Here is an 18,935-nt window from a genome sequence, read left to right as displayed (position 1 = left end):
CAATCTCAGCGCTAGCCACTCAAAATTTTTCACTTATTTATTTATCGGAAAATTGGCGCAAATGTTTAGCGCAAACTTTGATTTATTGCGACGCTTTAAAAGATATCGTTTAAGTCGATGTTATAAGCTTGAATCGCCCGTGATGCCGAGGTATTCGCCACACTGCCCGAACCACGAATCTGGTTAATTAACGTGATCAATTTGTCTGAATATCCTGGGTCAGTGGCATATCCCGCTTTATGAAGGCGGCGTGCGGCAATTTCTGGGGTTGCGGCGTGTTTAACGTCTTTATAGCGAGGATTCTCCGTTAACAGGCTGATATAGTCGGAAATCGCCTCTTCATAGGAGTCATACACACGGAAATCATCGCGCATTTTGATGGTTTTGCCGTTGATCACTTCCGTGGTCATAATATTCGTGACTGGTCCTTGCCAATTTTTGCCCGCTTTAATACCGAATAAGTTATGGCTAGTTTTGCCTTCCGCTGTCAGAATTTCTCGTTTTCCCCAACCACTTTCTAATGCCGCTTGCGCCAAAATTAAGAAATGGGAAATACCGCTTTTTTCACTGGCATTTTTAGCAGGCTCAATCAATTGATTGATGAAATTACTGCTATTGAGTGATAAGGATTTGATTTGCTTGAAAGGTGATGCCAGTGCATCCCCCATGGCAGGGGCAAATCGTCGAACCATTTGCTCTAACGCGAACGGTGGCAACGATTGCAGATCCTGCTCATTCAGTGGCATAAATGCACCTTGTGCAGGTGAGCTTGGCGATTGATCACGGGTCAGTTGCTGATACATCATTTCCCCAAAACCAAGCCCTTTTTGGGCAAGATCTTGGGCAATTTGTTGGTCATACATACTGGTCATCATGCGCGTTTGGTCGCTGGAGAACATACCATCCTGCGGTAATGCAGAACGCATGCTTTTGAGCATCATTTCCACGAATGTCGCTTCCAGTTGCTGCGTCACTTGACGCAGCCCTTGTTCTGGCGATTTGTTTAACTCACCTTTTAAACTGGTTAACGACTGGACATCATACGCAGCCCCTTGTAATAACTGCATATCGCTCATTAGATGATCTCCAGTTTCGCACGTAAGCAACCCGCACTTTCCATCGCTTGCAGGATAGACATCAAGTCTGTTGGCGTTGCCCCTAACGTATTGAGCGCTTGGATAACTTGGTTAAGCTGAACGCTTGCATTCACTTTCTGTAGCGCCCCACCTTGCTCTTTCACGCCAATATTAGTGTTACGAGTGACCACCGTTTGTCCGCCAGCAAATGGCGTATTCGGTTGGTTAACTTGGGTTTGACGGTCAACCGTCACGGCTAAACTACCGTGTGCGACCGCGCAGCTGTCTAAGGTAACACTGCGGTTGATCACTACTGAGCCAGTACGTGAGTTCAGGATAACCTTGGCTTCTGCCATCGGTGTGCGCACGTTCAGCTCTTGAACTCGTGATAAAAAGCGGACTTGGTCTGTATTATTTGCAGGAACGAGTAATTGAACAGTTCGCGAATCTAATGCTCGAGCAGAACCCATTCCCCCCAGACGGTTAATCGCATCTGAAATGTCTTGCGCTAATGCGAAGCTGTCTTCGTTAAGTTGCAGGTTGATAGCACCACTTTGACCAAAGCTACTGGCCAGTTCACGCTCAATCGTTGCACCATCAGTAATGCGCCCACCATTTAACTGGTTGACTTTTACACTGCTTCCACCCGCGCTAGCCCCTGCTCCGCCCACTAAAACGTTACCTTGCGCCATTGCGTAAATTTGCCCATCAACCCCTTTTAATGGGGTCATCAGCAAAGTACCACCGCGTAAACTTTTTGCGTTACCCATCGAGGAAACAACCACATCCACCGATTGACCAGAGCGACCAAATGGCGGCATCTTCGCCGTGACCATAACCGCTGCGACGTTTTTCAGCTGCATGTTGGTGCCCGGTGGAACCGTGATGCCCATCTGGGACAACATGTTATTTAAGCTTTGAGTGGTAAATGGCGTTTGCATGGTTTGGTCACCCGTTCCATCCAACCCGACCACTAAACCATAACCAATTAATGGGTTATCTCTCACCCCTTGCACCGTGGTGAGATCTTTAATTCGTTCGCTGTAGGCAGGAGCAACAAATAGGCTCCCGAAAAGGCAAACAAATGAAATGAGAACGAATAATTTGTTTTTCATTGATTTTTCTCGGCTATTAGCTGACGGATATTCACTTAGTAAGGGGATACATTTAAGAAGAAACGCTGTAACCACCCCATTGTTTGGGACTCGTTGATATAGCCATCACCAACGTATTCAATCCGAGCATCAGCCACTTGCGTGGAACTTACATTGTTATCTGCGCCAATCGTGCGCGGGTTAACTACCCCTGAGAAGCGAATAGATTCCGTTCCCTGATTAATCGCAATACGTTTTTCACCCACGACATGTAAATTGCCATTTGCTAATAACTGGTCAACGGTCACGGTAATTGTGCCTTTAAAGGTATTATTGGCATTTGCGCCACCTTTGCCGTTAAAGTCGCTGTTTCCTTTCACATCAATTTCTGTGTTGCTACCGCCTAACCAACCTTGCATAAATCCAGGCAGAATCGCTGCCAAAAATCCGGTTTTTCCGCTACGGTTTGCATTTGCCGACGAGTTTTTACTCGCACTCACGTTTTCTTGTAGGTTGATCGTTAAGATGTCGCCAACGTTACGAGGCCTTCTGTCTTCAAATAGCGGCTGGTAGCCGTAGTAAGCAGGTTGAGCACTCTGAAAAATAGCACCGTTAGGAGCGGGTGCTGTGGGTGCAGTCGGTACTGCACTGGTTTGTGTGTCCACCAGCGGGCGTGGCTTAATATGTGCACAGCCATTTAATGTGACCGCCACTGCCGCAACCAAACAGACGGATTTTGTGGTCTGTAACACTGTTTTTTTCCGCTTAGGAACAATACCGTTTTCAATCATCATGCGACTCTTTTGCTACTGGATACCTTTGTCATCACGAAAGGCAGTTCACGATGCTATTCATGAACTGCCATCCTTACTTACAGCTGTGTCAGACGTTGCAGCATTTGATCTGATGCAGAAACTGCCTTGCTGTTAATTTCGTATGCACGTTGAGTTTGGATCATGTTCACCAACTCTTCGGCAACGTTAACGTTTGAGGTTTCTAACATGCCTTGATACAGCAACCCTGCACCGTTGGTGCCCGGAGCACTCTCATTCGGTGCACCTGAACTTGCGGTTTCCATATACAGGTTTTCACCCATGCTTTCTAAGCCAGCATCGTTAATAAAAGTGGTTAACGTGATTTGACCGATTTGCTGTGGTTGGTTGTCTCCATACACAGTGACTGAAACCGTACCATCACGGGCAATACTCAAGCTGTTGGCGTTTTCTGGGATCATGATCGCCGGAACCACTTGATAGCCACTCGATGTCACTAACTGGCCATCTTGGTTACGCTGAAGCGCACCATCACGGGTGTAAGCATCGGTACCATCAGGCATCTGAACATGTAAAAAACCTTGGCCTTTAATGGCGATATCTGTCGTCGTGCCGGTTTTGTTCAAGTTACCTTGGCTATGAATACGTACGGTCGCTACTGGGCGCGCACCGGTACCCATTTGTAAACCTGATGGTAACGAAGTTTGTTCTGAACTCATCGCACCCGGTTGACGGATGTTTTGGTACAGTAAATCTTCAAATACCGCACGTTGGCGTTTAAAACCGTTGGTGCTGACGTTTGCCAAGTTGTTGGAAATTACGTCTAGGTTAGTTTGTTGAGCATCAAGCCCTGTTTTTGCAATCCATAAAGAGCGGATCATAGTCATTCCTTACTAACAATTGCCGTCCAGCGGCTAGCTGTTAGTGATTAGCTGATCGTAAGTAGTTGATTGGCACGCTGCGCATTTTCGTCTGCGCTGTGGATCACTTTCATTTGCATTTCAAAATGGCGAGCATTGGCAATCATGGAGACCATGGCTTCAGCGGCATTGACGTTACTGCCTTCAATCACCCCAGAAGTCACGACCGCACGCTCGCTCATCGGTAATCCTTCGCCATTTGCTGCTTGCGCCTGAGGGGATAAGTGGAATAACCCATCTTCGCCACGGACTAAGTCTTGCGGCTGCGCTTCAACCACTTTGAGGCGACCAATTTGTCCCAACATAGTTGGCGGATCGGTTGCCAGCAACGCGGTAATGGTTCCATCGTTACCGATAGTTAATTCCGCGTTAGGTGGCACGTTGATAGCACCGCCATCTCCTTGCAACACGCGCTCACCAATCATCAATTCACCATCTGGCGAAATTTGAATGTTACCGTTGCGGGTATACGCTTCCGTGCCATCGCCTAATGCGACTGCCAAAAAGTGTTTATCATTCAACGCAACATCCATCGGTCTACCGGTATAGTTCAGTTGACCTTGGCTCATATCCGCACCGGGTGTTGATGCGACAACTAGCGTACGCGTCTGCTCGGTATCACCGTGAATAGGCACTGCGCGCATCGCTGACAGCTGAGCTTTAAAGCCTGCTGTTGAAACGTTCGCAATGTTATTCGAAACAATACTTTGGTTTTCAAGCGCATGACGCGCCCCGCCCATTGCGGTATAAATGACATGATCCATCGCCAGCCTCTAGGATTAACGTAAGTTAACCAGTGTTTGTAACATCTGGTCTTGGGTCTTAATGGTTTGGGCGTTGGACTGATAGTTACGCTGCATCACGATCATGCTGATCAGTTCTTGGCTCATATCCACGTTGGACGATTCCAGCGCACCACTGGTCAATTTACCGAATTGACCTACACCCGGAACGCCATCCATTGGGTTACCAGAAGCGTTGGACGCTGCCCAGACGTTACCGCCTTGGGAAACTAAACCGTTCGGGTTAGCAAATGCGGATAACGCAATTTGACCTACGACGCGTTTTTGTTGGTTGGAGTAGTTAGCAACAATCAGACCGTTATCTTCGATTTTGAAGGTGGTGTATTCACCGGCTGGGTAACCGTTCACATCGATAGCACTGACTGAAGATTCGCTCACTTTTTGTTGACGAGTTTTGCCCAAATCAACTTGTAGAGTGCCGCCATCAGCACCATTTAGCCCTTTATAAGCAAAATCAAAAATGGCATTTTCGGCATCTTTGAGCTTACCGTTACCATCAAACTCTAAATCACCTAATTTTCTAGCGTCTGTTTCGCTGGCATCTTTAGCGTATGCCGTCCATTTATTATCATCATTCTTAACAAAATAGACTGAAATCTCATGAGTGTTACCTTGGCTATCATAGGCAGTCATGGTGGTACTAAAGTTATAGGTCGCAATATCGTCCGGCTTTGTTAAATCAAACGCTTTGTCTTTCTTTTTATCTTCTGAATTCAGGTTAATCGTTAACTTGGCTAAATCCGATTTTTTCGCATCCATCATATCCGTTGGAATGTTCATCCCAGCCGGAACACCGCCGCTTTGTACTGTGATGTTACCTTTCTCATCCACGCTTGCCGGATACCCAGTCACTACCATGCCTTGGTTGTTGACTAAGTTACCGCTTTTATCGCGTAGGAATTGACCGTCACGGCTGTAATAAACATCCCCGTTTTGGTCTTGAACACGGAAAAAACCGTTACCGGAAATTGCAACGTCGGTTGCTCTGTCAGTACGGGTAATTGGACCATCTTTGAAGTTTTGAGTGACGGCTGCGACGTTAACACCTAACCCAACACCGGAGCCGGCAAACATATCAGCGAACGAAGTTGTCGCCCCTTTAAAACCGTTAGTTGCGGAGTTGGCAATGTTGTTACCAATCGAATCTAGCCCCGCTGATGCTGCATTTAAGCCACTGACTGCTTGTGAAAAAGACATATTTTCTCCATGAATATTTGGGGAATAAAAGTTTGGGGTATAAAATTAAGATGCGGGATACACTTTAAAGATGCTGCTTAGTGGCACGCTTTGCCCTATTCCAACATCCAGTAATGGTGCATCTGAGCCCGGTGTGACACCATTGACACGGGTATAACCGAGTTTGGTGACCTCTATTTCAGACCCCATCCTGACGGCTTTCACATCAAAGAAATATTTCCCTTTCGGATCGGCAACCACATTGCCGTTGTTATCGCGACCATCCCATGCCATATCGTAAATATCGGGTTTCACTTCTGAGTCATAGGTGATAGTGCGGATTACGGTGCGGTTTTTGTCTCGAATGGTAATTTCAACGCTATCGGCCATCTTCGGTAGGAAGAAACCAAATGGCGATGAAATGTAATCGGTTTGCGGCTCTTCAGTACCTTCTCCGCCTTCATTACCTTCTGTTGCGCCAAAATTACTGAGCCCAAAATTAGATGGGCTATTCGCGCTAATCACATCATCAGGTAACGGGTTAGCCGGCTTAGCCACATTGCTCTTTTCGCCGTTGCTCTCTTTTTTCAGTGGCGCAAGCACAATTTCATTGCGCGGGATAAGTACCCCTTTGCCCACTAATTGCGTCGCCTGTAATGACTGTCCAGACCCAATTTGTTGCGAAATTCCGGTGACGCTATCGCTGAGCTTATTCATGCTCTCAAGCGTGGCTATCTGCGCCAATTGCCCCGTTAAATCCGCGTTATCCATTGGTTTGGTCGGGTCTTGGTTCTGCATTTGCGTGACAATCATGGTTAAAAATGTGTCACGCATATCATCACTTTGACTTTTCTTTGGAATGTTACTTGCTGCAGCTGCAGGCCCAGCAACTGTGTTATCCAAAGAATCATTCATTGAGGCAGAAATTCCCATTGCGCGTCTCCGTTACTGACCTAGCGTTAAGGTTTTCTGTAGCAATGTTTTAGCGGTATTCATTACTTCTAAGTTGGCTTGATAGCTACGCGATGCGGAGATGGTGTTGATCATTTCACCCACGGTATCGACGTTAGGCATCTTCACATAGCCCTTTTCATCTGCAAGAGGATGACCGGGCTTGTATTCCATACGCGGGGGAGCGGGATCTTCAATTAATTCACTCACACGAACGCCACCAACTTGGTTGCGACCTTGTGGCGCCATTTGAAAAACCACTTGCTTCGCGCGGTATGGTTCACCATCAGGACCCGTCACACTTTCTGCGTTCGCCATGTTACTCGCGCTAACGTTTAAACGCTGAGATTGCGCGGTTAATGCAGAAGAGGAGATATCAAAAATACTGAGTAAACCCATAACCCTTACCCTTGTTGTAGAACGGCCAACATACTTTTGACTTGGCTATTGATGAATGTAAGATCGGCTTGATATTTCAATGTGTTATCAGCAAATTGGCTGCGTTCAACATCCATATCAACCGTATTTCCATCCATTGAAGTTTGATAAGGCACGCGATATTTCAGATCCAGCGCAGCAGGCTTCATATCATGGCCTTCAATATGTCCTTTGGCTGTCACTGCCAGTGAAATACCCTTTCCTTTCACCACACCTTTATCCATCGCTTGTTGTAATTGACGATTAAAATCAATATCACGCGCTTGATAACCGGGGGTATCCGCATTGGCGATGTTAGAAGCCAAAACAGTCTGTCTTGCTTCTCTTATGGACAAAGCCCGTTGCTGAAAAGCAAAGGTGGCATCTAATTTATCAATCATGGTTTCCTCAATGGATTTCAGTTAATTCCTAATCGATTTAGACGAAAATTAAGAATCTTTTAATTGCGGTTTTTATAAACGCAAAGTTTGAATATAGAAATTCGATGCTCATATTAGCTGGCAGATAAAAAATCTAATGGCGAGATAAAGGCAAAATAATTGACCTATTTGCCTCATTCATTATTGACGATGTAGGTAAACTTCAAGGGTGAAAAGGTATTGGATGAAAAAGGAAATGGGATGATAAAAACTATTTTTTCAATTAAATATATTTTAATTATCAGTACATTAAACCTATTTTCTTTTTCTGTTCAAGCATCTCTTCCACAAGATATTGACCAGTATTTCCGTAAAATTCATGGAAAACAAAATAGCGTTTCAATTGAAATAAAAACCCCAATTGATAAATGGCCAAATTGTGATAAGCCGCAAATTGGCTTACCAAGTGGGGGGCGCAATATGGGGAATATCTCATTGCCAGTGCAGTGCGATAAGAAAAAACAGTATTTACAGCTGACGGTGAATGTCACCGGGCAATATTATGTTGCTACCCGTAATATTCAGCGGGGAGAAACCATTGAATTTGTGGATATTGGCACCAAAAAAGGGCTTATTCATCAATTGCCATCTGGGGCATCTACCGACAAAATGGCACTGCGTGGTACGTTAGCCCTTCGCAATATTACTGCTGGGCAGACGTTTACTAGCTCAATGGTTAGGCGCCCTTGGGCTATTAAAGCGGGTCAAACCGTGTATGTATTTGCTACTGGCAATAACTTTTCCGTTAAGTATGAAGGCCGAGCCATTAATAATGCTGCGATGGGTGAGAATATTCGGGTTCGACTCATCAATGGGCAAGTGGTCAATGGTGAAGCGCAAGAAAATGGCAGTGTTCAAGTGGCGCTTAATTAGCTTAATTTAAAATTAAATCATCAAGTTATAGCGTGATAATTTTCTGTTTTTGAAGCGAATTGCAGGTATAATTTTTGCAATTCGTCTGAAGTAGTTAAATATGCAGTTAATTATCAGGATTTACATCGCGATTTAAGTGAAATTACTTATCTCACTAGTAATTTGAAAACTAACCGAATATTAAAGGTTCACTAATATCTGCCGATAACCTTCTATATCAAAAATATCGCGAACAGGAAAAATACTATGGCTATTGAGCAAACATCTGCAATCTCTGCCTTGACTCAGGTAACCACTCGCGATCCACAAGAAACCGCAGCGTTAGTTCGTGAGAAAAAAGTCTCCGCTAATGAAGCTGTTAAAGAAAGCACTTTTGCACCGAGTGAGTTACAAAAGAAATTACTTCAGCCTCAAGCTTCTGATATTGATGTCGCTAAAGTTGAAAAAATCAAACAAGCCATCAAAGACGGTACGTTAACCATGGATGCAGGTAAAATCGCTGATGGCATTTTACGTGATGCCCATGAATGCATGCTTTCTATGAAATAAACTGAACGACTATGAACGACGAATTATTACTCCTATTAGAACAGCAGCTTGGTCATTTGCAGTCACTGGAAATTGTGATGAAAAATGAAGAGTTATTACTGGGTTACCATCGTGTGCCACCTTCTCCATTTCAGGAAACGACGGAGCAAAAGCGTTTTTTAGTTGCCGCTATCAGTCATGGCGAGAACCACCGTTTACAATTGGAAGAGCAAGCAAAAATCGTTGCACCGTATGAAGGTAACCCAGCGCTTAGCCACACTTGGAATACAATTAAAGACCTGACGGCTCAGCTAAAAGATTTAAATTATCGTAATCACCAAATGCTTCAACTGCATATTGAGCTGAATGCACAACGTCTAAATTTTGTGAAAAAGCATAATAATCAGTCAACTTACGGTGCTGATGGCTTAGAATCTAAACGCCCAGCGTTAGGAAAGAAAATTTCAATTTAGATTTCTGACTAAACCTATTTTCCTCGCCCCCTATTTTTATCTGGTTAAATGATCAGAGTCTTTTTGTTTATTAAATTTAGCCTTTCTTGCTTTTCTTCTCGCCTCAATACGCTTCACAACCTCTCCATCTGTAACCCCGACTTTTTCTAGTCCTTTAGCAAATTCCAATAATTCCTTCAATGTGTCTGCCATGTTATTTCCACCATGATTATGTATAAGATATCGATGCACTTTAATGATTAACATCTAGCGTCTTTTGGCTCATGCCAGTGAGACTGGATGCCGTTCGATTTAAAGTCCGTAAAGACCTTAACGGTGCTCTTGTATAGAACTAACGCGCAAAAAAATAGGCCGTGAGTGAGGAGTTATGACGCTCATCTCACTACACTGCCTATTGTGATACTTATTTGTGTTTTGTTAATTTGAAATCAATCGACTGTTTATGACCCGCTGATCATCGATGTCATTCTAATCTTACGGTGATCTGTCATTTCTAAATTGGACATCACCACTAACTGCGGCAAGCTACGACGCAGGAAGCGGGATAAAATCAGTCTCAGTGCATGATTCACTAACAGCACCGTTGGTGCGCCCATGGCTTCTTGATGCCCCACCGCCTCTTCAGCTTGAGTTTGAATAAACTGGGCTAAATTTGGCTCTAAGCCACCACCATTCTTCGCAGCTTGTAGCAGGATTTGCTCCAACTTCGCATCCAACCCAATCACTTGAATCTCTTCAGCACTACCAAACCATTGCTGGGTAATGGCACGTCCTAGAGCAATACGCACCTGAGAAGTGAGGTAATCGGTATCTTTTTGTTCACCATTTTCACCCGCCATTTCAGCCAGCGTTTCAATAATGGTGCGCATGTCGCGGATCACCACATCTTCCATGAGTAGGTTTTGTAAAACACGGTGCAAGATGGTCAGAGAAATGGTGTCTGGGATCAGGTCATCCGCCAGTTTTGGCATCTCTTTTTTCACGCGGTCATACAGCATTTGGGCTTCTTGACGACCAAAAAGCGTGCTCGAGTATTGCAGTAAGATTTGATTGAAGTGCGTTGCTACCGCGGTACTTGCGGAAACAACGGTATAACCTTGAATTTGAGCTTGTTCGCGCAAGTCATCGTCAATCCATACAGCAGGTAGACCAAATGCAGGCTCTTTAGTCTTATCCCCTTGTAAGGTTCCCGCCGCATTGCCCGGGTCAATCGCTAAATTGCGTCCTGGTTGAGCTTCTCCACGCCCCACCTCAGCCCCTTTAATAAGAATGCGATATTCACACGGGGATAACTCTAGGTTGTCGCAAATATGCACCACCGGAGGTAAGTAGCCAACTTCCTGAGCAAATTTCTTACGTAGCCCACGAAGTCGACCCAACAGCTCCCCTTGTTGGTCATTATCCACCAGCGGAATTAAGCGATAACCGACTTCCATTGCCAGTAAATCTTCTAGTTGCACATCATCCCATGTGGCTTCGACCACTTTATTGGCCTCTTGGAAATGCTGCGCTTGGCTATCATCCATCGCTTTTTCTGGGTTGCGAGCACGTTTGACCAGATACCACCCTAATGCAGCGAGTGCGGCGGTGAATAGTAGGAAAACAAAGTTAGGCATTCCTGGAATAAGACCAATCAACCCTAATACCCCAGCACTGAGCCACATCACGCGTGGGTTATTAAACAGTTGAGTGACCATCTGCTCACCAACATCTTCATCGGTTGCAACGCGAGTGACGATAACACCCGCTGCTGTCGAGATAATCAATGCTGGAATTTGGGCGACTAGTCCATCACCGATGGTTAATAAGGTATAAGCGCTCGTTGCATCACCGAGTGTCATATGGTGCTGACCCACACCGATAATCAGACCACCGATGACGTTTATCACCATGATCATAATTCCGGCGACGGCATCACCACGGACGAATTTACTCGCACCGTCCATTGAACCGTAAAAATCAGCTTCTTGGGTAACTTCTGCTCTGCGTTTTTTCGCTTCATCATCATTAATGATACCGGCGTTTAAATCGGCATCGATAGCCATTTGCTTACCTGGCATACCATCAAGTACAAAGCGAGCTCCCACTTCAGCAATACGCCCCGCACCCTTGGTGATAACCATAAAGTTAATCAGAACCAAGATAATGAAAACGACGATACCAATGGCAAAGTTACCGCCAACCAAGAAATGACCAAAAGCTTCGACAACTCGCCCAGCTGCATCAGGCCCAGTATGACCATCCAACAAAATGATACGCGTTGAAGCGATATTCAACGATAGACGCAATAAGGTTGCGAACAGCAAAATAGTCGGGAATGCTGCGAAGTCGAGTGTTCGTTTGGTGAACATCGCCACTAACAACACCATAATGGACAGCGCGATGTTAAAGGTGAACAGTAAATCCAGCAGGAATGCCGGTAATGGTAAAACCATCATCGACAGAATCAGTAATATCAGCACGGGTCCAGCGAGGATTTGCCACTGAGTTCCTTGTAAGTTTTTCGGCAATTTTAAAAGTGCAGCCAAATTAGCCATCGCGATTGTTATCTCCAGCAAAATCCAGCGTCGGTGGCACTGGTAAATTTTTCGGTTTCTTTGGTTTCAGGCCACCTTCACGACGCCAGCGGCGTAATTGGTAAACCCATGCTAAAACTTCTGCTACAGCTGCATACAGCGCAACAGGGATACTTTGTCCAATCTCCGCATGGCGATATAACGCACGCGCGAGCGGTGGAGCTTCAAGTTGTAAAATACGGTGCTCTGCACCAATTTCTTTAATACGTTGGGCAATCACCCCCGCGCCTTTTGCCAAGACTTTCGGCGCTCCCATTTTTTTATCGTCATATTTTAGGGCGACAGCGTAGTGAGTCGGGTTGGTGACAATCACATCCGCACTGGGTACATCTGCCATCATTCGGTTACGTGCAATCGCTCGTTGTTGCTGACGAATTTTGGCTTTAATGTGAGGATCGCCCTCTTGTTGCTTAAATTCGTCTTTAATTTCTTGGCGGCTCATCCGTAACTTTTTCAAGTGAGAGCGAAATTGATAAAACACATCAAATGCCACCATCGGGATTAATAGAAAGACAATTAAATAACCCGCAAAAATTACCTTCTCGAGTGCATTCGCCAATGCCGTTGTCGGCGATTCCATCACCAAATGGAGTAATGATGGCCAACTTTGCCAGAGGAAAATGGATGCTCCTAACCCCACAAACAGTGATTTTAATATCGCCTTAAACAATTCAGATAAGGCATTCATGGAGAAAATTCGTTTTAATCCTTTGATTAGGTTTAATTTTTTCAAATCAAACTTAATCAATTTGCTATTAAATAACAGCCCACCTACCAGTGACGATGCAGAGATCCCCACCAGCGCTAACCCTCCGATAATTGGAAATAGAGCAAATAGCGCCTCACTAACCACTCTCCCCAAATAACTGAGCATTAACCCGGTGTTTTGCAGGTAATGCCCGTCAAAGATAAATCCTTGGCGCATGATTTGTCGTAGCTGGTTTGCCAAATGCCCGCCACTTAGCCACAGCAAACTGACTCCAGCCAGCATCATCATGAGGGAGCTTAATTCTTTGGAGCGAACAATTTGCCCATCATCTTTCGCTTTCTGCTTTTTATGGGGCGTGGGTTCTTCTGTTTTTTCTACATCACTTTCGTCGGACACGTGACTTCCAAAAAATTAGCCTATACGCATAGTCGCTATAGCATGACAGAGTGTAAAAAAATCAATGGTGGAAAATAGACGTACTTCGCAGGGGTTTTTTGGCTATTGAGCAATATGGCAACAACTTTGCGAAGCGCTTCGCAAAGAGGCAAATAAAAGGTAACAAGAGAAAAAGTCAAAAAGGATGAGCTAAAAAATCACTTCCTATAATACCCGTGCTGTAAAATGGGGTATATTGATAACATCAATGTAAAACGCTCTATTTATAACAGGTGATATTCGTTATGGCTTTGATCCCTAAAAACTATGCTCGCTTAGAAAGTGGTTACCGTGAAAAAGCACTTAAAATTTATCCATGGATATGCGGGCGCTGCACGCGGGAATTCGTTTATTCGAATCTGAGAGAATTAACCGTTCATCATATCGATCATGATCATACCAATAACCCTGAAGATGGTAGTAACTGGGAATTATTATGTCTCTTCTGCCATGACCATGAACATTCTAAGTATACAGAAGCCGACCAGTATGGAACGAATGTGGTTGCCGGTGAAGATGCACAAAAAGATGTGGGTGAAGCCACTTATAACCCGTTTGCAGATTTAAAAGCGATGTTAAATAAAAAGAAATAATCGCATCCGCATTTTGTTCTCGCAGGTTTGAAATGCTATTCAAGCCTGCGTTTCTTCCGACTGTTAGCCTTGCCTTTCCAGCCTTCGTCTCTCTATTCCAGCATTATAATTTCATTTTTCGGCACGCTATCCCTCCATTCATCAGCAATTGCAGCTTATTGCATACCCTCTGCGAAGCGCTTCGCAAACCCAAATAAACACATTCGATCTGTTTGTGGCTCTATATAAAACTACCTGTGAACAAAGCTAACCATGTATAAAACCACATTGCGTATTTCTTTTAGTTTGGTGTTCAAAATCTAGTTGAACTTACCTCAGTGTACATTTATCATTCAAGTACGGTACAAAACCGTACAATACGGATGTGATGGAATGATAACCCAGTAAAGGGTTATTGAACGTTTGAACATGAAAAACTGACCGCTATTTAGGCTAGGAGAAATACCATGTTGGCCCCCAAAACCAAACGAATCGACTTAAGACTTAATGAAGAGGACAAAAACTTGATTGAAGAAGCTGCAGCAATTACCAACCTGTCTATATCTCAGTTCATGATTAATATTGCATCAGAACGAGCCAGTGAAATTGTTAATCACCATCGACGCCTTATTCTAAACGAGAACTCATGGAATTTAGTTCAAAATGCTATCAATAACCCACCAGCTGTAAACAGCCGCTTGAAGCAGGCTGCTAAACGTCTACAAGACACGGAGGAATAAGTGAAGGACTTTAAAATCGTGATGTATTCAGAGGAAATCGACTATGATTTAACACATTTTGATTGCGGTGAACCCTATATGAATACGTTTCTCACCGAACATTTAAAACGGCAGCATAAAAACCAAATTTTACGTGGGTACATGCTGTTAACCAAAGAAGAAAAGCCGCGTGTAATGGGCTACTACACCTTATCAGGGAGTAGTTTTGAAAAAAGAACTTTACCAAGTCGCCAGCGGCAAATAGCAGTACCTTACGAAAATGCGCCCAGTGTCACGCTCGGTCGTTTGGCCATTGATAAAAGTATTCAACGACAAGGTTATGGTGAGTTACTCGTTGTTCATGCAATGAGAATTGTCTATCAAGCATCGCATGCAGTAGGTATTTACGGCCTATTTGTCGAGGCCTTAAATGATAAAGCCAAACAATTTTATCTCGGACTCGGTTTTATCCAATTAACAGGAGATAACGCTGATAGCTTTTTTTATCCAATAAAGTCCATTGAAGCGCTTTTTGATATGTAAAAAGAGAACAGAGTGTCTGAATTTTTCAATAAATGGAGGTAAATTGATTCCCCGCTCAAAATACATGCTACATTTACCCGTGTTCGAGCACGTGTATTCAGATACATCAGTAAATTTAGCATATATATCAAAAAGGAGTTGCGATGACGGTAGCCAATAAAATGAAAAAGACGGTGAGTGTGACAGTCTCCCCTGAACTTTATGAACAAGCGAGAAAAGCCAATTTGAATTTCTCCCTCGTGTTATCCAATGCTTTACTGGCTGAACTCAAAAAACTTGAGACGTTAAAATGGAAAGCGGATAACCAAGATGGTTTTCAGGAACTCAATAGGATCAGTGAAGAATATGGAATTTTTTCAGAGGAATATAAGCAGCTTTAATGCAATATTGTGTCTATCAAGCTAAAAAAGAGCTAACCAACTATCCTTATCTTTTGGATGTACAAAGTGACATTATTGATGACCTAACAACACGCCTTATCATTCCTTTATTTGATACACGTCATCTGCAAGCTGCCCTGCCGCTTCGACTTAACCCAATTATTGATATTGAAGAGCAACCCTTTGTACTTATGACTCATTTGATGTCTGCCATCTCTAAATCCATGCTAGGAAAAGAGATTATTTGCATTGAGTACCAAAGAGATAAAATCAAAAGTGCGATAGACCTACTGGTCGATGGGTTTTGATTAAAAATCGCTAATAAAATAATGATGCACAACTGCCTTAAATAATTTGAGCCATAGCAACAAGGCAAACGCAGCCAATAACGCTATAGCTCAAACTATCATGAAGGAGCGAACGAATTAGAAACCTAACTCATCTAACAGATCATCTACCTGTGACTGTGATGCCATCACATTCACACCTTCTTTATTAATCTGAGGACCATTGAGCAAGCTTTCACTTTGAGTCTTCACTCGCATTTCTGGTGGCGTATTTTCCATCAGCAACGCTAATAGCTGTTTCTCTGCTTCTTCAACCACTTCCATCATTTTTTTGACGACTTGACCCGTTAAGTCTTGGAAGTCTTGCGCCATCATGATTTCTAGTAATTCAGCTTTAGTCACTTCGCTATCTTGGATAACTTGTCCCAAAAATGCTTGAGTGGAGCCGCGTAACGCTTCGGAGACTTCACCGGATGCCGCCTCTTCCCACTGTTGCTGCAACGCAATCGCATTTTTGTTCATTTCCACTTGCAGCGGCTTGATAACATCAATGCCGTTGAGTGTTTTTTCTGCCGCTTGGGCTGTCATTTGGGCAATATAACGCAGGCGATCTTTACCGTCTGGAATACTTGCTACTGCCTGCTGAACACTTTTCTCAAGACCCAACTCACGCATACTTTCACGTAAGGTTCTCATCAGAGTTCCAATGCGTGTAATGACGTGTTTTAGATCTTCGTTGCCAGTGCCACTACGGCTGCCATTCATTGCTACTTGTTCAATCATCACTGTCTCCTTTACCGCCCGCGATTATTGCAGCCCCATTTTTTCAAATACTTTATTTAATTTTTCTTCGAGGATAGCGGCGGTAAACGGTTTCACAACATAGCCGCTTGCGCCGGCTTGTGCTGCCGCAATGATGTTTTCTTTCTTCGCTTCTGCGGTCACCATTAAGACGGGGATATGTTTTAGTGCATCATCACCACGAATGGTTTTAAGTAACTCTAAGCCATCCATGTTTGGCATATTCCAGTCTGCAACCACAAAATCAATATTCCCAGCACGGATTTTCTCGAGGGCATCAACGCCATCTTCCGCTTCTTCAATTTTGTTAAAACCAAGTTCTTTTAATAAGTTACGGACGATGCGACGCATAGTAGAAAAGTCATCGACAACCAGAAAGCTCAGATCTTTAGCGGCCATAACCACTCCTTCAAAAATACAATGATAAATAAACTGTCACCACTAAACGGTGACAGTAGAAAGTTTTGTTAATACGCTAGGGGCAATTTTCAGTAGATCCAGCACTTCATCTGCCGCATTCATTTCGATTGCGGCACGCGGCATACCAAATACTACGCAGCTGCTTTCGTTTTGAGCGTAAGTGAAAGCCCCTTGTTGACGCAGGTTGAGTAGGCCTTTGGCACCATCCATTCCCATCCCCGTCAACAAAATACCAATACATTTACGTCCGACATGCTTAGCGACTGAGTCAAATAGCACATCAACGGAAGGACGATGGCGGTTAACCGGCTCGCTCTGCTCCAACACCACTTGGTAGCCTTTGCCTTTATCGGCAATCAGCATATGTGAATCACCTGGTGCAATATACGCGCAGCCTTTTTGTAAAACTTCGTTGTGCTCTGCCTCTTTAACTGTGAGTGCACACAGTTTATTTAAGCGTTCAGCAAAAGAGCGGGTGAAGCCTGCAGGCATATGCTGAGTGATCACCACAGGAGGGCACTCTCTAGGCAGCATCTCTAAAAATTGACGGATTGCTTCTGTTCCACCGGTTGATGCGCCCACTGCTATCACGCGGTTGTTGCACACGTATGGCGTCAGCGGTTTAGCAAGAGTTGTTGGTTCAGCTGCTTTTTTCTCTGTGCGAGCAAAACGGTTACGCTGCGACATTTTAGACATCGCCGCTGCGCGAATTTTTTCACCGATCATATCGCGATAACTCATCATGGTTTCGCGAATACCAATCTGTGGTTTTGTCACAAAATCCACGGCACCCAGCTCTAAAGCCTTTAATGTCACTTCAGAACCTTTAGAGGTTAATGTGGATACCATGACCACCGGAATTGGATGTAGCCGCATCAATTTTTCTAAAAAATCAATGCCATCCATTCTCGGCATTTCAACATCGAGGGTGATAACATCTGGCTCCAGTTGCTTAATCAAATCCCGAGCAACATACGGATCTGGCGCCGTGTCGACCACTTCCATATCAGAGTGACTGTTGATAATTTCACGCATCAATTGGCGCATTAGTGCAGAGTCATCGACGCACAATACTTTTATTTTTTTCATTGTCCTCTCCTCGCCGACGCTAAGCTGTAGACAGTCTGCCCATTGATCACGAACTGTTTTGTCAGTTGCGAAATATTTTCAGAGTGACCAATAAACAATAAGCCATCCGGCTTGAGCAGTGGCGCAAAGCGCTCTAGCAGTTTTATCTGCATTTCCTTGTCAAAATAAATCATGACGTTACGACAAAAAATCGCATCGAAGCGATGTTGTAATTGCCAATCGCCTTCCGTCAGGTTTAAGTAACGAAACTCAATCATGTTGCTAAGTGCGGGTTTTACGCGAGCAAACCCTTCGTATTCACCCACCCCTTTCATGAAATAGCGCTGCCGCTGCAATGCTGTCAGGGTTTTGAGCTCTTCGATTCGATAGATCCCTTGCTTCGCTTTCTCTAATACTTCCGTGTCAATATCGCTGGCAACGACCTTGGCATTGATGGCGTTGGCTCCCAGAACATCACTCACTGTCATGGCGATAGAATAAGGTTCTTCCCCTGTCGAAGAGGCCGAACACCAAATATTGATATTGCTATTTCGACGGCTTTTTAAAAAATCCGTCAATGTCGCAAAGTGGTGAGGCTCTCGAAAGAATGCCGTTAAGTTTGTGGTTAGTGCATTGATAAATGCTTGCCATTCCGCATTCAACGGTTCACGTTCTAACATTCGTAAGTAGTCAGAAAAATTGTCGATATTACAGTCACGTAAACGCTTCAATAAGCGGTTATAGACCATATTTTTCTTATTCATCGTAAGGACTATTCCAGACTTTTTATGAATAAATCGACAAACCCGACCAAACTCGTCATCAGTCAAAGGTTCTATCTGTGGTACTAATAGCATCGTACTTGTCGTCCTATTCAATAAAAACCGGCGAGGCAGCCGAA

At 44.1% G+C, this 18,935-nt stretch carries 24 protein-coding genes; 8 read left to right on the top strand and 16 right to left on the bottom strand.

All coding sequences use genetic code 11. The annotated features are described in order from the left end of the window. Positions 1-95: 95 nt before the first annotated feature. From flgJ to flgB, 9 genes are all read right to left on the bottom strand, one after another. Positions 96-1,076: a flagellar assembly peptidoglycan hydrolase FlgJ gene (gene flgJ, locus QS795_RS06270; protein WP_286269304.1), complete on the bottom strand. Its 981-nt coding sequence runs from the start codon at positions 1,074-1,076 to the stop codon at positions 96-98. Next, complete coding sequence (locus tag QS795_RS06265) at positions 1,076-2,191, bottom strand: flagellar basal body P-ring protein FlgI (RefSeq protein WP_036951445.1); 1,116 nt, start codon at positions 2,189-2,191, stop codon at positions 1,076-1,078. The genes flgJ and QS795_RS06265 overlap by 1 nt, the downstream gene beginning before the upstream one ends. A 35-nt stretch (positions 2,192-2,226) precedes the next feature. Then, entirely contained in the window at positions 2,227-2,961 is a 735-nt protein-coding gene (locus QS795_RS06260) for a flagellar basal body L-ring protein FlgH (protein ID WP_154604439.1), read from the bottom strand. 80 nt (positions 2,962-3,041) lie between these two features. Then, positions 3,042-3,824, bottom strand: coding sequence for a flagellar basal-body rod protein FlgG (flgG, locus tag QS795_RS06255; protein ID WP_006657513.1), 783 nt, complete (start codon positions 3,822-3,824; stop codon positions 3,042-3,044). Positions 3,825-3,871: 47 nt separating this feature from the next. Further along, on the bottom strand, positions 3,872-4,627 hold the full coding sequence (locus tag QS795_RS06250; protein WP_154604164.1) for a flagellar basal body rod protein FlgF: 756 nt from the start codon (positions 4,625-4,627) through the stop codon (positions 3,872-3,874). A 15-nt stretch (positions 4,628-4,642) separates the two neighbouring features. After that, a complete protein-coding gene (gene flgE, locus QS795_RS06245) occupies positions 4,643-5,863 on the bottom strand; it encodes a flagellar hook protein FlgE (protein WP_181478391.1) in 1,221 nt (406 codons plus the stop codon). A 45-nt stretch (positions 5,864-5,908) separates the two neighbouring features. Then, complete coding sequence (locus QS795_RS06240; protein WP_154604166.1) at positions 5,909-6,775, bottom strand: flagellar hook assembly protein FlgD; 867 nt, start codon at positions 6,773-6,775, stop codon at positions 5,909-5,911. Positions 6,776-6,787: 12 nt separating this feature from the next. Further along, positions 6,788-7,192 carry a flagellar basal body rod protein FlgC gene (flgC, locus tag QS795_RS06235; RefSeq protein WP_154639136.1) on the bottom strand — a complete coding sequence of 135 codons (405 nt, stop codon included), beginning with the start codon at positions 7,190-7,192 and terminating at the stop codon, positions 6,788-6,790. Between the two features lie 5 nt (positions 7,193-7,197). After that, on the bottom strand, positions 7,198-7,611 hold the full coding sequence (flgB, locus tag QS795_RS06230; protein ID WP_006657508.1) for a flagellar basal body rod protein FlgB: 414 nt from the start codon (positions 7,609-7,611) through the stop codon (positions 7,198-7,200). 240 nt (positions 7,612-7,851) lie between these two features. On the opposite strand from flgB, the gene flgA reads away from it, so the two are divergent. From flgA to QS795_RS06215, 3 genes are all read left to right on the top strand, one after another. Further along, a complete protein-coding gene (gene flgA, locus QS795_RS06225; RefSeq protein WP_286269297.1) occupies positions 7,852-8,523 on the top strand; it encodes a flagellar basal body P-ring formation chaperone FlgA in 672 nt (223 codons plus the stop codon). A gap of 246 nt (positions 8,524-8,769) precedes the next feature. Further along, positions 8,770-9,072 (top strand): flagellar biosynthesis anti-sigma factor FlgM, encoded by a 303-nt coding sequence (flgM, locus tag QS795_RS06220; RefSeq protein WP_154604169.1) that lies wholly within the window; start codon positions 8,770-8,772, stop codon positions 9,070-9,072. Positions 9,073-9,083: 11 nt separating this feature from the next. After that, positions 9,084-9,524 (top strand): flagella synthesis protein FlgN, encoded by a 441-nt coding sequence (locus QS795_RS06215; RefSeq protein ID WP_154604170.1) that lies wholly within the window; start codon positions 9,084-9,086, stop codon positions 9,522-9,524. 36 nt (positions 9,525-9,560) lie between these two features. Here QS795_RS06215 and QS795_RS06210 read toward each other — a convergent pair whose 3' ends face one another. The 3 genes from QS795_RS06210 to flhB form a co-directional block, all read right to left on the bottom strand. Next, the gene (locus QS795_RS06210) at positions 9,561-9,716 is read right to left on the bottom strand and encodes a hypothetical protein (RefSeq protein WP_154604171.1); all 156 of its coding nucleotides are present in this window, start codon (positions 9,714-9,716) and stop codon (positions 9,561-9,563) included. A gap of 248 nt (positions 9,717-9,964) precedes the next feature. Then, a complete protein-coding gene (gene flhA / locus QS795_RS06205) occupies positions 9,965-12,061 on the bottom strand; it encodes a flagellar biosynthesis protein FlhA (RefSeq protein WP_154604172.1) in 2,097 nt (698 codons plus the stop codon). Continuing rightward, entirely contained in the window at positions 12,054-13,205 is a 1,152-nt protein-coding gene (gene flhB / locus QS795_RS06200) for a flagellar biosynthesis protein FlhB (protein ID WP_286269295.1), read from the bottom strand. The genes flhA and flhB overlap by 8 nt, the downstream gene beginning before the upstream one ends. A gap of 284 nt (positions 13,206-13,489) precedes the next feature. Between flhB and yajD the strand changes: the two genes are divergently transcribed. The 5 genes from yajD to QS795_RS06175 all read left to right on the top strand — a co-directional run bounded on the left by yajD (position 13,490) and on the right by QS795_RS06175 (position 15,766). Then, entirely contained in the window at positions 13,490-13,837 is a 348-nt protein-coding gene (yajD, locus tag QS795_RS06195) for an HNH nuclease YajD (RefSeq protein ID WP_006657500.1), read from the top strand. 446 nt (positions 13,838-14,283) lie between these two features. After that, a complete protein-coding gene (locus QS795_RS06190) occupies positions 14,284-14,556 on the top strand; it encodes a type II toxin-antitoxin system TacA family antitoxin (protein WP_286269292.1) in 273 nt (90 codons plus the stop codon). A gap of 21 nt (positions 14,557-14,577) precedes the next feature. After that, the gene (locus QS795_RS06185) at positions 14,578-15,078 is read left to right on the top strand and encodes a GNAT family N-acetyltransferase (protein ID WP_286269543.1); all 501 of its coding nucleotides are present in this window, start codon (positions 14,578-14,580) and stop codon (positions 15,076-15,078) included. A gap of 143 nt (positions 15,079-15,221) precedes the next feature. Continuing rightward, positions 15,222-15,458: a type II toxin-antitoxin system CcdA family antitoxin gene (locus QS795_RS06180; RefSeq protein ID WP_286269290.1), complete on the top strand. Its 237-nt coding sequence runs from the start codon at positions 15,222-15,224 to the stop codon at positions 15,456-15,458. Next, complete coding sequence (locus QS795_RS06175) at positions 15,458-15,766, top strand: CcdB family protein (RefSeq protein ID WP_318627064.1); 309 nt, start codon at positions 15,458-15,460, stop codon at positions 15,764-15,766. The genes QS795_RS06180 and QS795_RS06175 overlap by 1 nt, the downstream gene beginning before the upstream one ends. 117 nt (positions 15,767-15,883) lie before the next feature. On the opposite strand, the gene QS795_RS06170 is transcribed toward QS795_RS06175, so the two are convergent. Genes QS795_RS06170 through QS795_RS06155 form a run of 4 tightly spaced genes read right to left on the bottom strand, consistent with a single transcriptional unit; the run spans position 15,884 to position 18,891 of the window. After that, positions 15,884-16,528: a protein phosphatase CheZ gene (locus QS795_RS06170; protein WP_154604177.1), complete on the bottom strand. Its 645-nt coding sequence runs from the start codon at positions 16,526-16,528 to the stop codon at positions 15,884-15,886. Between the two features lie 24 nt (positions 16,529-16,552). Continuing rightward, the gene (gene cheY / locus QS795_RS06165; RefSeq protein WP_036951481.1) at positions 16,553-16,945 is read right to left on the bottom strand and encodes a chemotaxis response regulator CheY; all 393 of its coding nucleotides are present in this window, start codon (positions 16,943-16,945) and stop codon (positions 16,553-16,555) included. Between the two features lie 42 nt (positions 16,946-16,987). Next, complete coding sequence (locus QS795_RS06160; protein ID WP_154604178.1) at positions 16,988-18,055, bottom strand: protein-glutamate methylesterase/protein-glutamine glutaminase; 1,068 nt, start codon at positions 18,053-18,055, stop codon at positions 16,988-16,990. Beyond that, positions 18,052-18,891 (bottom strand): CheR family methyltransferase, encoded by an 840-nt coding sequence (locus tag QS795_RS06155; RefSeq protein WP_154604179.1) that lies wholly within the window; start codon positions 18,889-18,891, stop codon positions 18,052-18,054. Before QS795_RS06155 ends, QS795_RS06160 begins: the two co-directional genes overlap by 4 nt. Positions 18,892-18,935: the final 44 nt, after the last annotated feature.

This window comes from Providencia zhijiangensis (assembly GCF_030315915.2).
In the GTDB taxonomy this organism is placed as follows: Bacteria; Pseudomonadota; Gammaproteobacteria; order Enterobacterales; family Enterobacteriaceae; genus Providencia; species Providencia zhijiangensis.
The sequence above is the reverse complement of the archived record's forward strand: the minus strand, read 5'-3'. Positions and strand labels throughout refer to the sequence as shown.

What these genes read in the sequence shown, in the direction of transcription:
- QS795_RS06175 (WP_318627064.1), top strand. Translation starts at nt 15,458, where the DNA reads ATGCAATATTGTGTCTATCAAGCTAAAAAAGAGCTAACCAACTATCCT.
- flgG (WP_006657513.1), bottom strand. Translation starts at nt 3,824, where the DNA reads ATGATCCGCTCTTTATGGATTGCAAAAACAGGGCTTGATGCTCAACAA.
- flgA (WP_286269297.1), top strand. Translation starts at nt 7,852, where the DNA reads ATGATAAAAACTATTTTTTCAATTAAATATATTTTAATTATCAGTACA.
- QS795_RS06185 (WP_286269543.1), top strand. Translation starts at nt 14,578, where the DNA reads ATGTATTCAGAGGAAATCGACTATGATTTAACACATTTTGATTGCGGT.
- yajD (WP_006657500.1), top strand. Translation starts at nt 13,490, where the DNA reads ATGGCTTTGATCCCTAAAAACTATGCTCGCTTAGAAAGTGGTTACCGT.
- QS795_RS06240 (WP_154604166.1), bottom strand. Translation starts at nt 6,775, where the DNA reads ATGGGAATTTCTGCCTCAATGAATGATTCTTTGGATAACACAGTTGCT.
- QS795_RS06160 (WP_154604178.1), bottom strand. Translation starts at nt 18,055, where the DNA reads ATGAAAAAAATAAAAGTATTGTGCGTCGATGACTCTGCACTAATGCGC.
- QS795_RS06250 (WP_154604164.1), bottom strand. Translation starts at nt 4,627, where the DNA reads ATGGATCATGTCATTTATACCGCAATGGGCGGGGCGCGTCATGCGCTT.
- flgM (WP_154604169.1), top strand. Translation starts at nt 8,770, where the DNA reads ATGGCTATTGAGCAAACATCTGCAATCTCTGCCTTGACTCAGGTAACC.
- QS795_RS06190 (WP_286269292.1), top strand. Translation starts at nt 14,284, where the DNA reads ATGTTGGCCCCCAAAACCAAACGAATCGACTTAAGACTTAATGAAGAG.
- QS795_RS06215 (WP_154604170.1), top strand. Translation starts at nt 9,084, where the DNA reads ATGAACGACGAATTATTACTCCTATTAGAACAGCAGCTTGGTCATTTG.
- QS795_RS06170 (WP_154604177.1), bottom strand. Translation starts at nt 16,528, where the DNA reads ATGATTGAACAAGTAGCAATGAATGGCAGCCGTAGTGGCACTGGCAAC.
- flgJ (WP_286269304.1), bottom strand. Translation starts at nt 1,076, where the DNA reads ATGAGCGATATGCAGTTATTACAAGGGGCTGCGTATGATGTCCAGTCG.
- flgC (WP_154639136.1), bottom strand. Translation starts at nt 7,192, where the DNA reads ATGGGTTTACTCAGTATTTTTGATATCTCCTCTTCTGCATTAACCGCG.
- QS795_RS06210 (WP_154604171.1), bottom strand. Translation starts at nt 9,716, where the DNA reads ATGGCAGACACATTGAAGGAATTATTGGAATTTGCTAAAGGACTAGAA.
- flgE (WP_181478391.1), bottom strand. Translation starts at nt 5,863, where the DNA reads ATGTCTTTTTCACAAGCAGTCAGTGGCTTAAATGCAGCATCAGCGGGG.
- QS795_RS06155 (WP_154604179.1), bottom strand. Translation starts at nt 18,891, where the DNA reads ATGCTATTAGTACCACAGATAGAACCTTTGACTGATGACGAGTTTGGT.
- flgB (WP_006657508.1), bottom strand. Translation starts at nt 7,611, where the DNA reads ATGATTGATAAATTAGATGCCACCTTTGCTTTTCAGCAACGGGCTTTG.
- QS795_RS06260 (WP_154604439.1), bottom strand. Translation starts at nt 2,961, where the DNA reads ATGATTGAAAACGGTATTGTTCCTAAGCGGAAAAAAACAGTGTTACAG.
- QS795_RS06265 (WP_036951445.1), bottom strand. Translation starts at nt 2,191, where the DNA reads ATGAAAAACAAATTATTCGTTCTCATTTCATTTGTTTGCCTTTTCGGG.
- cheY (WP_036951481.1), bottom strand. Translation starts at nt 16,945, where the DNA reads ATGGCCGCTAAAGATCTGAGCTTTCTGGTTGTCGATGACTTTTCTACT.
- QS795_RS06180 (WP_286269290.1), top strand. Translation starts at nt 15,222, where the DNA reads ATGACGGTAGCCAATAAAATGAAAAAGACGGTGAGTGTGACAGTCTCC.
- flhA (WP_154604172.1), bottom strand. Translation starts at nt 12,061, where the DNA reads ATGGCTAATTTGGCTGCACTTTTAAAATTGCCGAAAAACTTACAAGGA.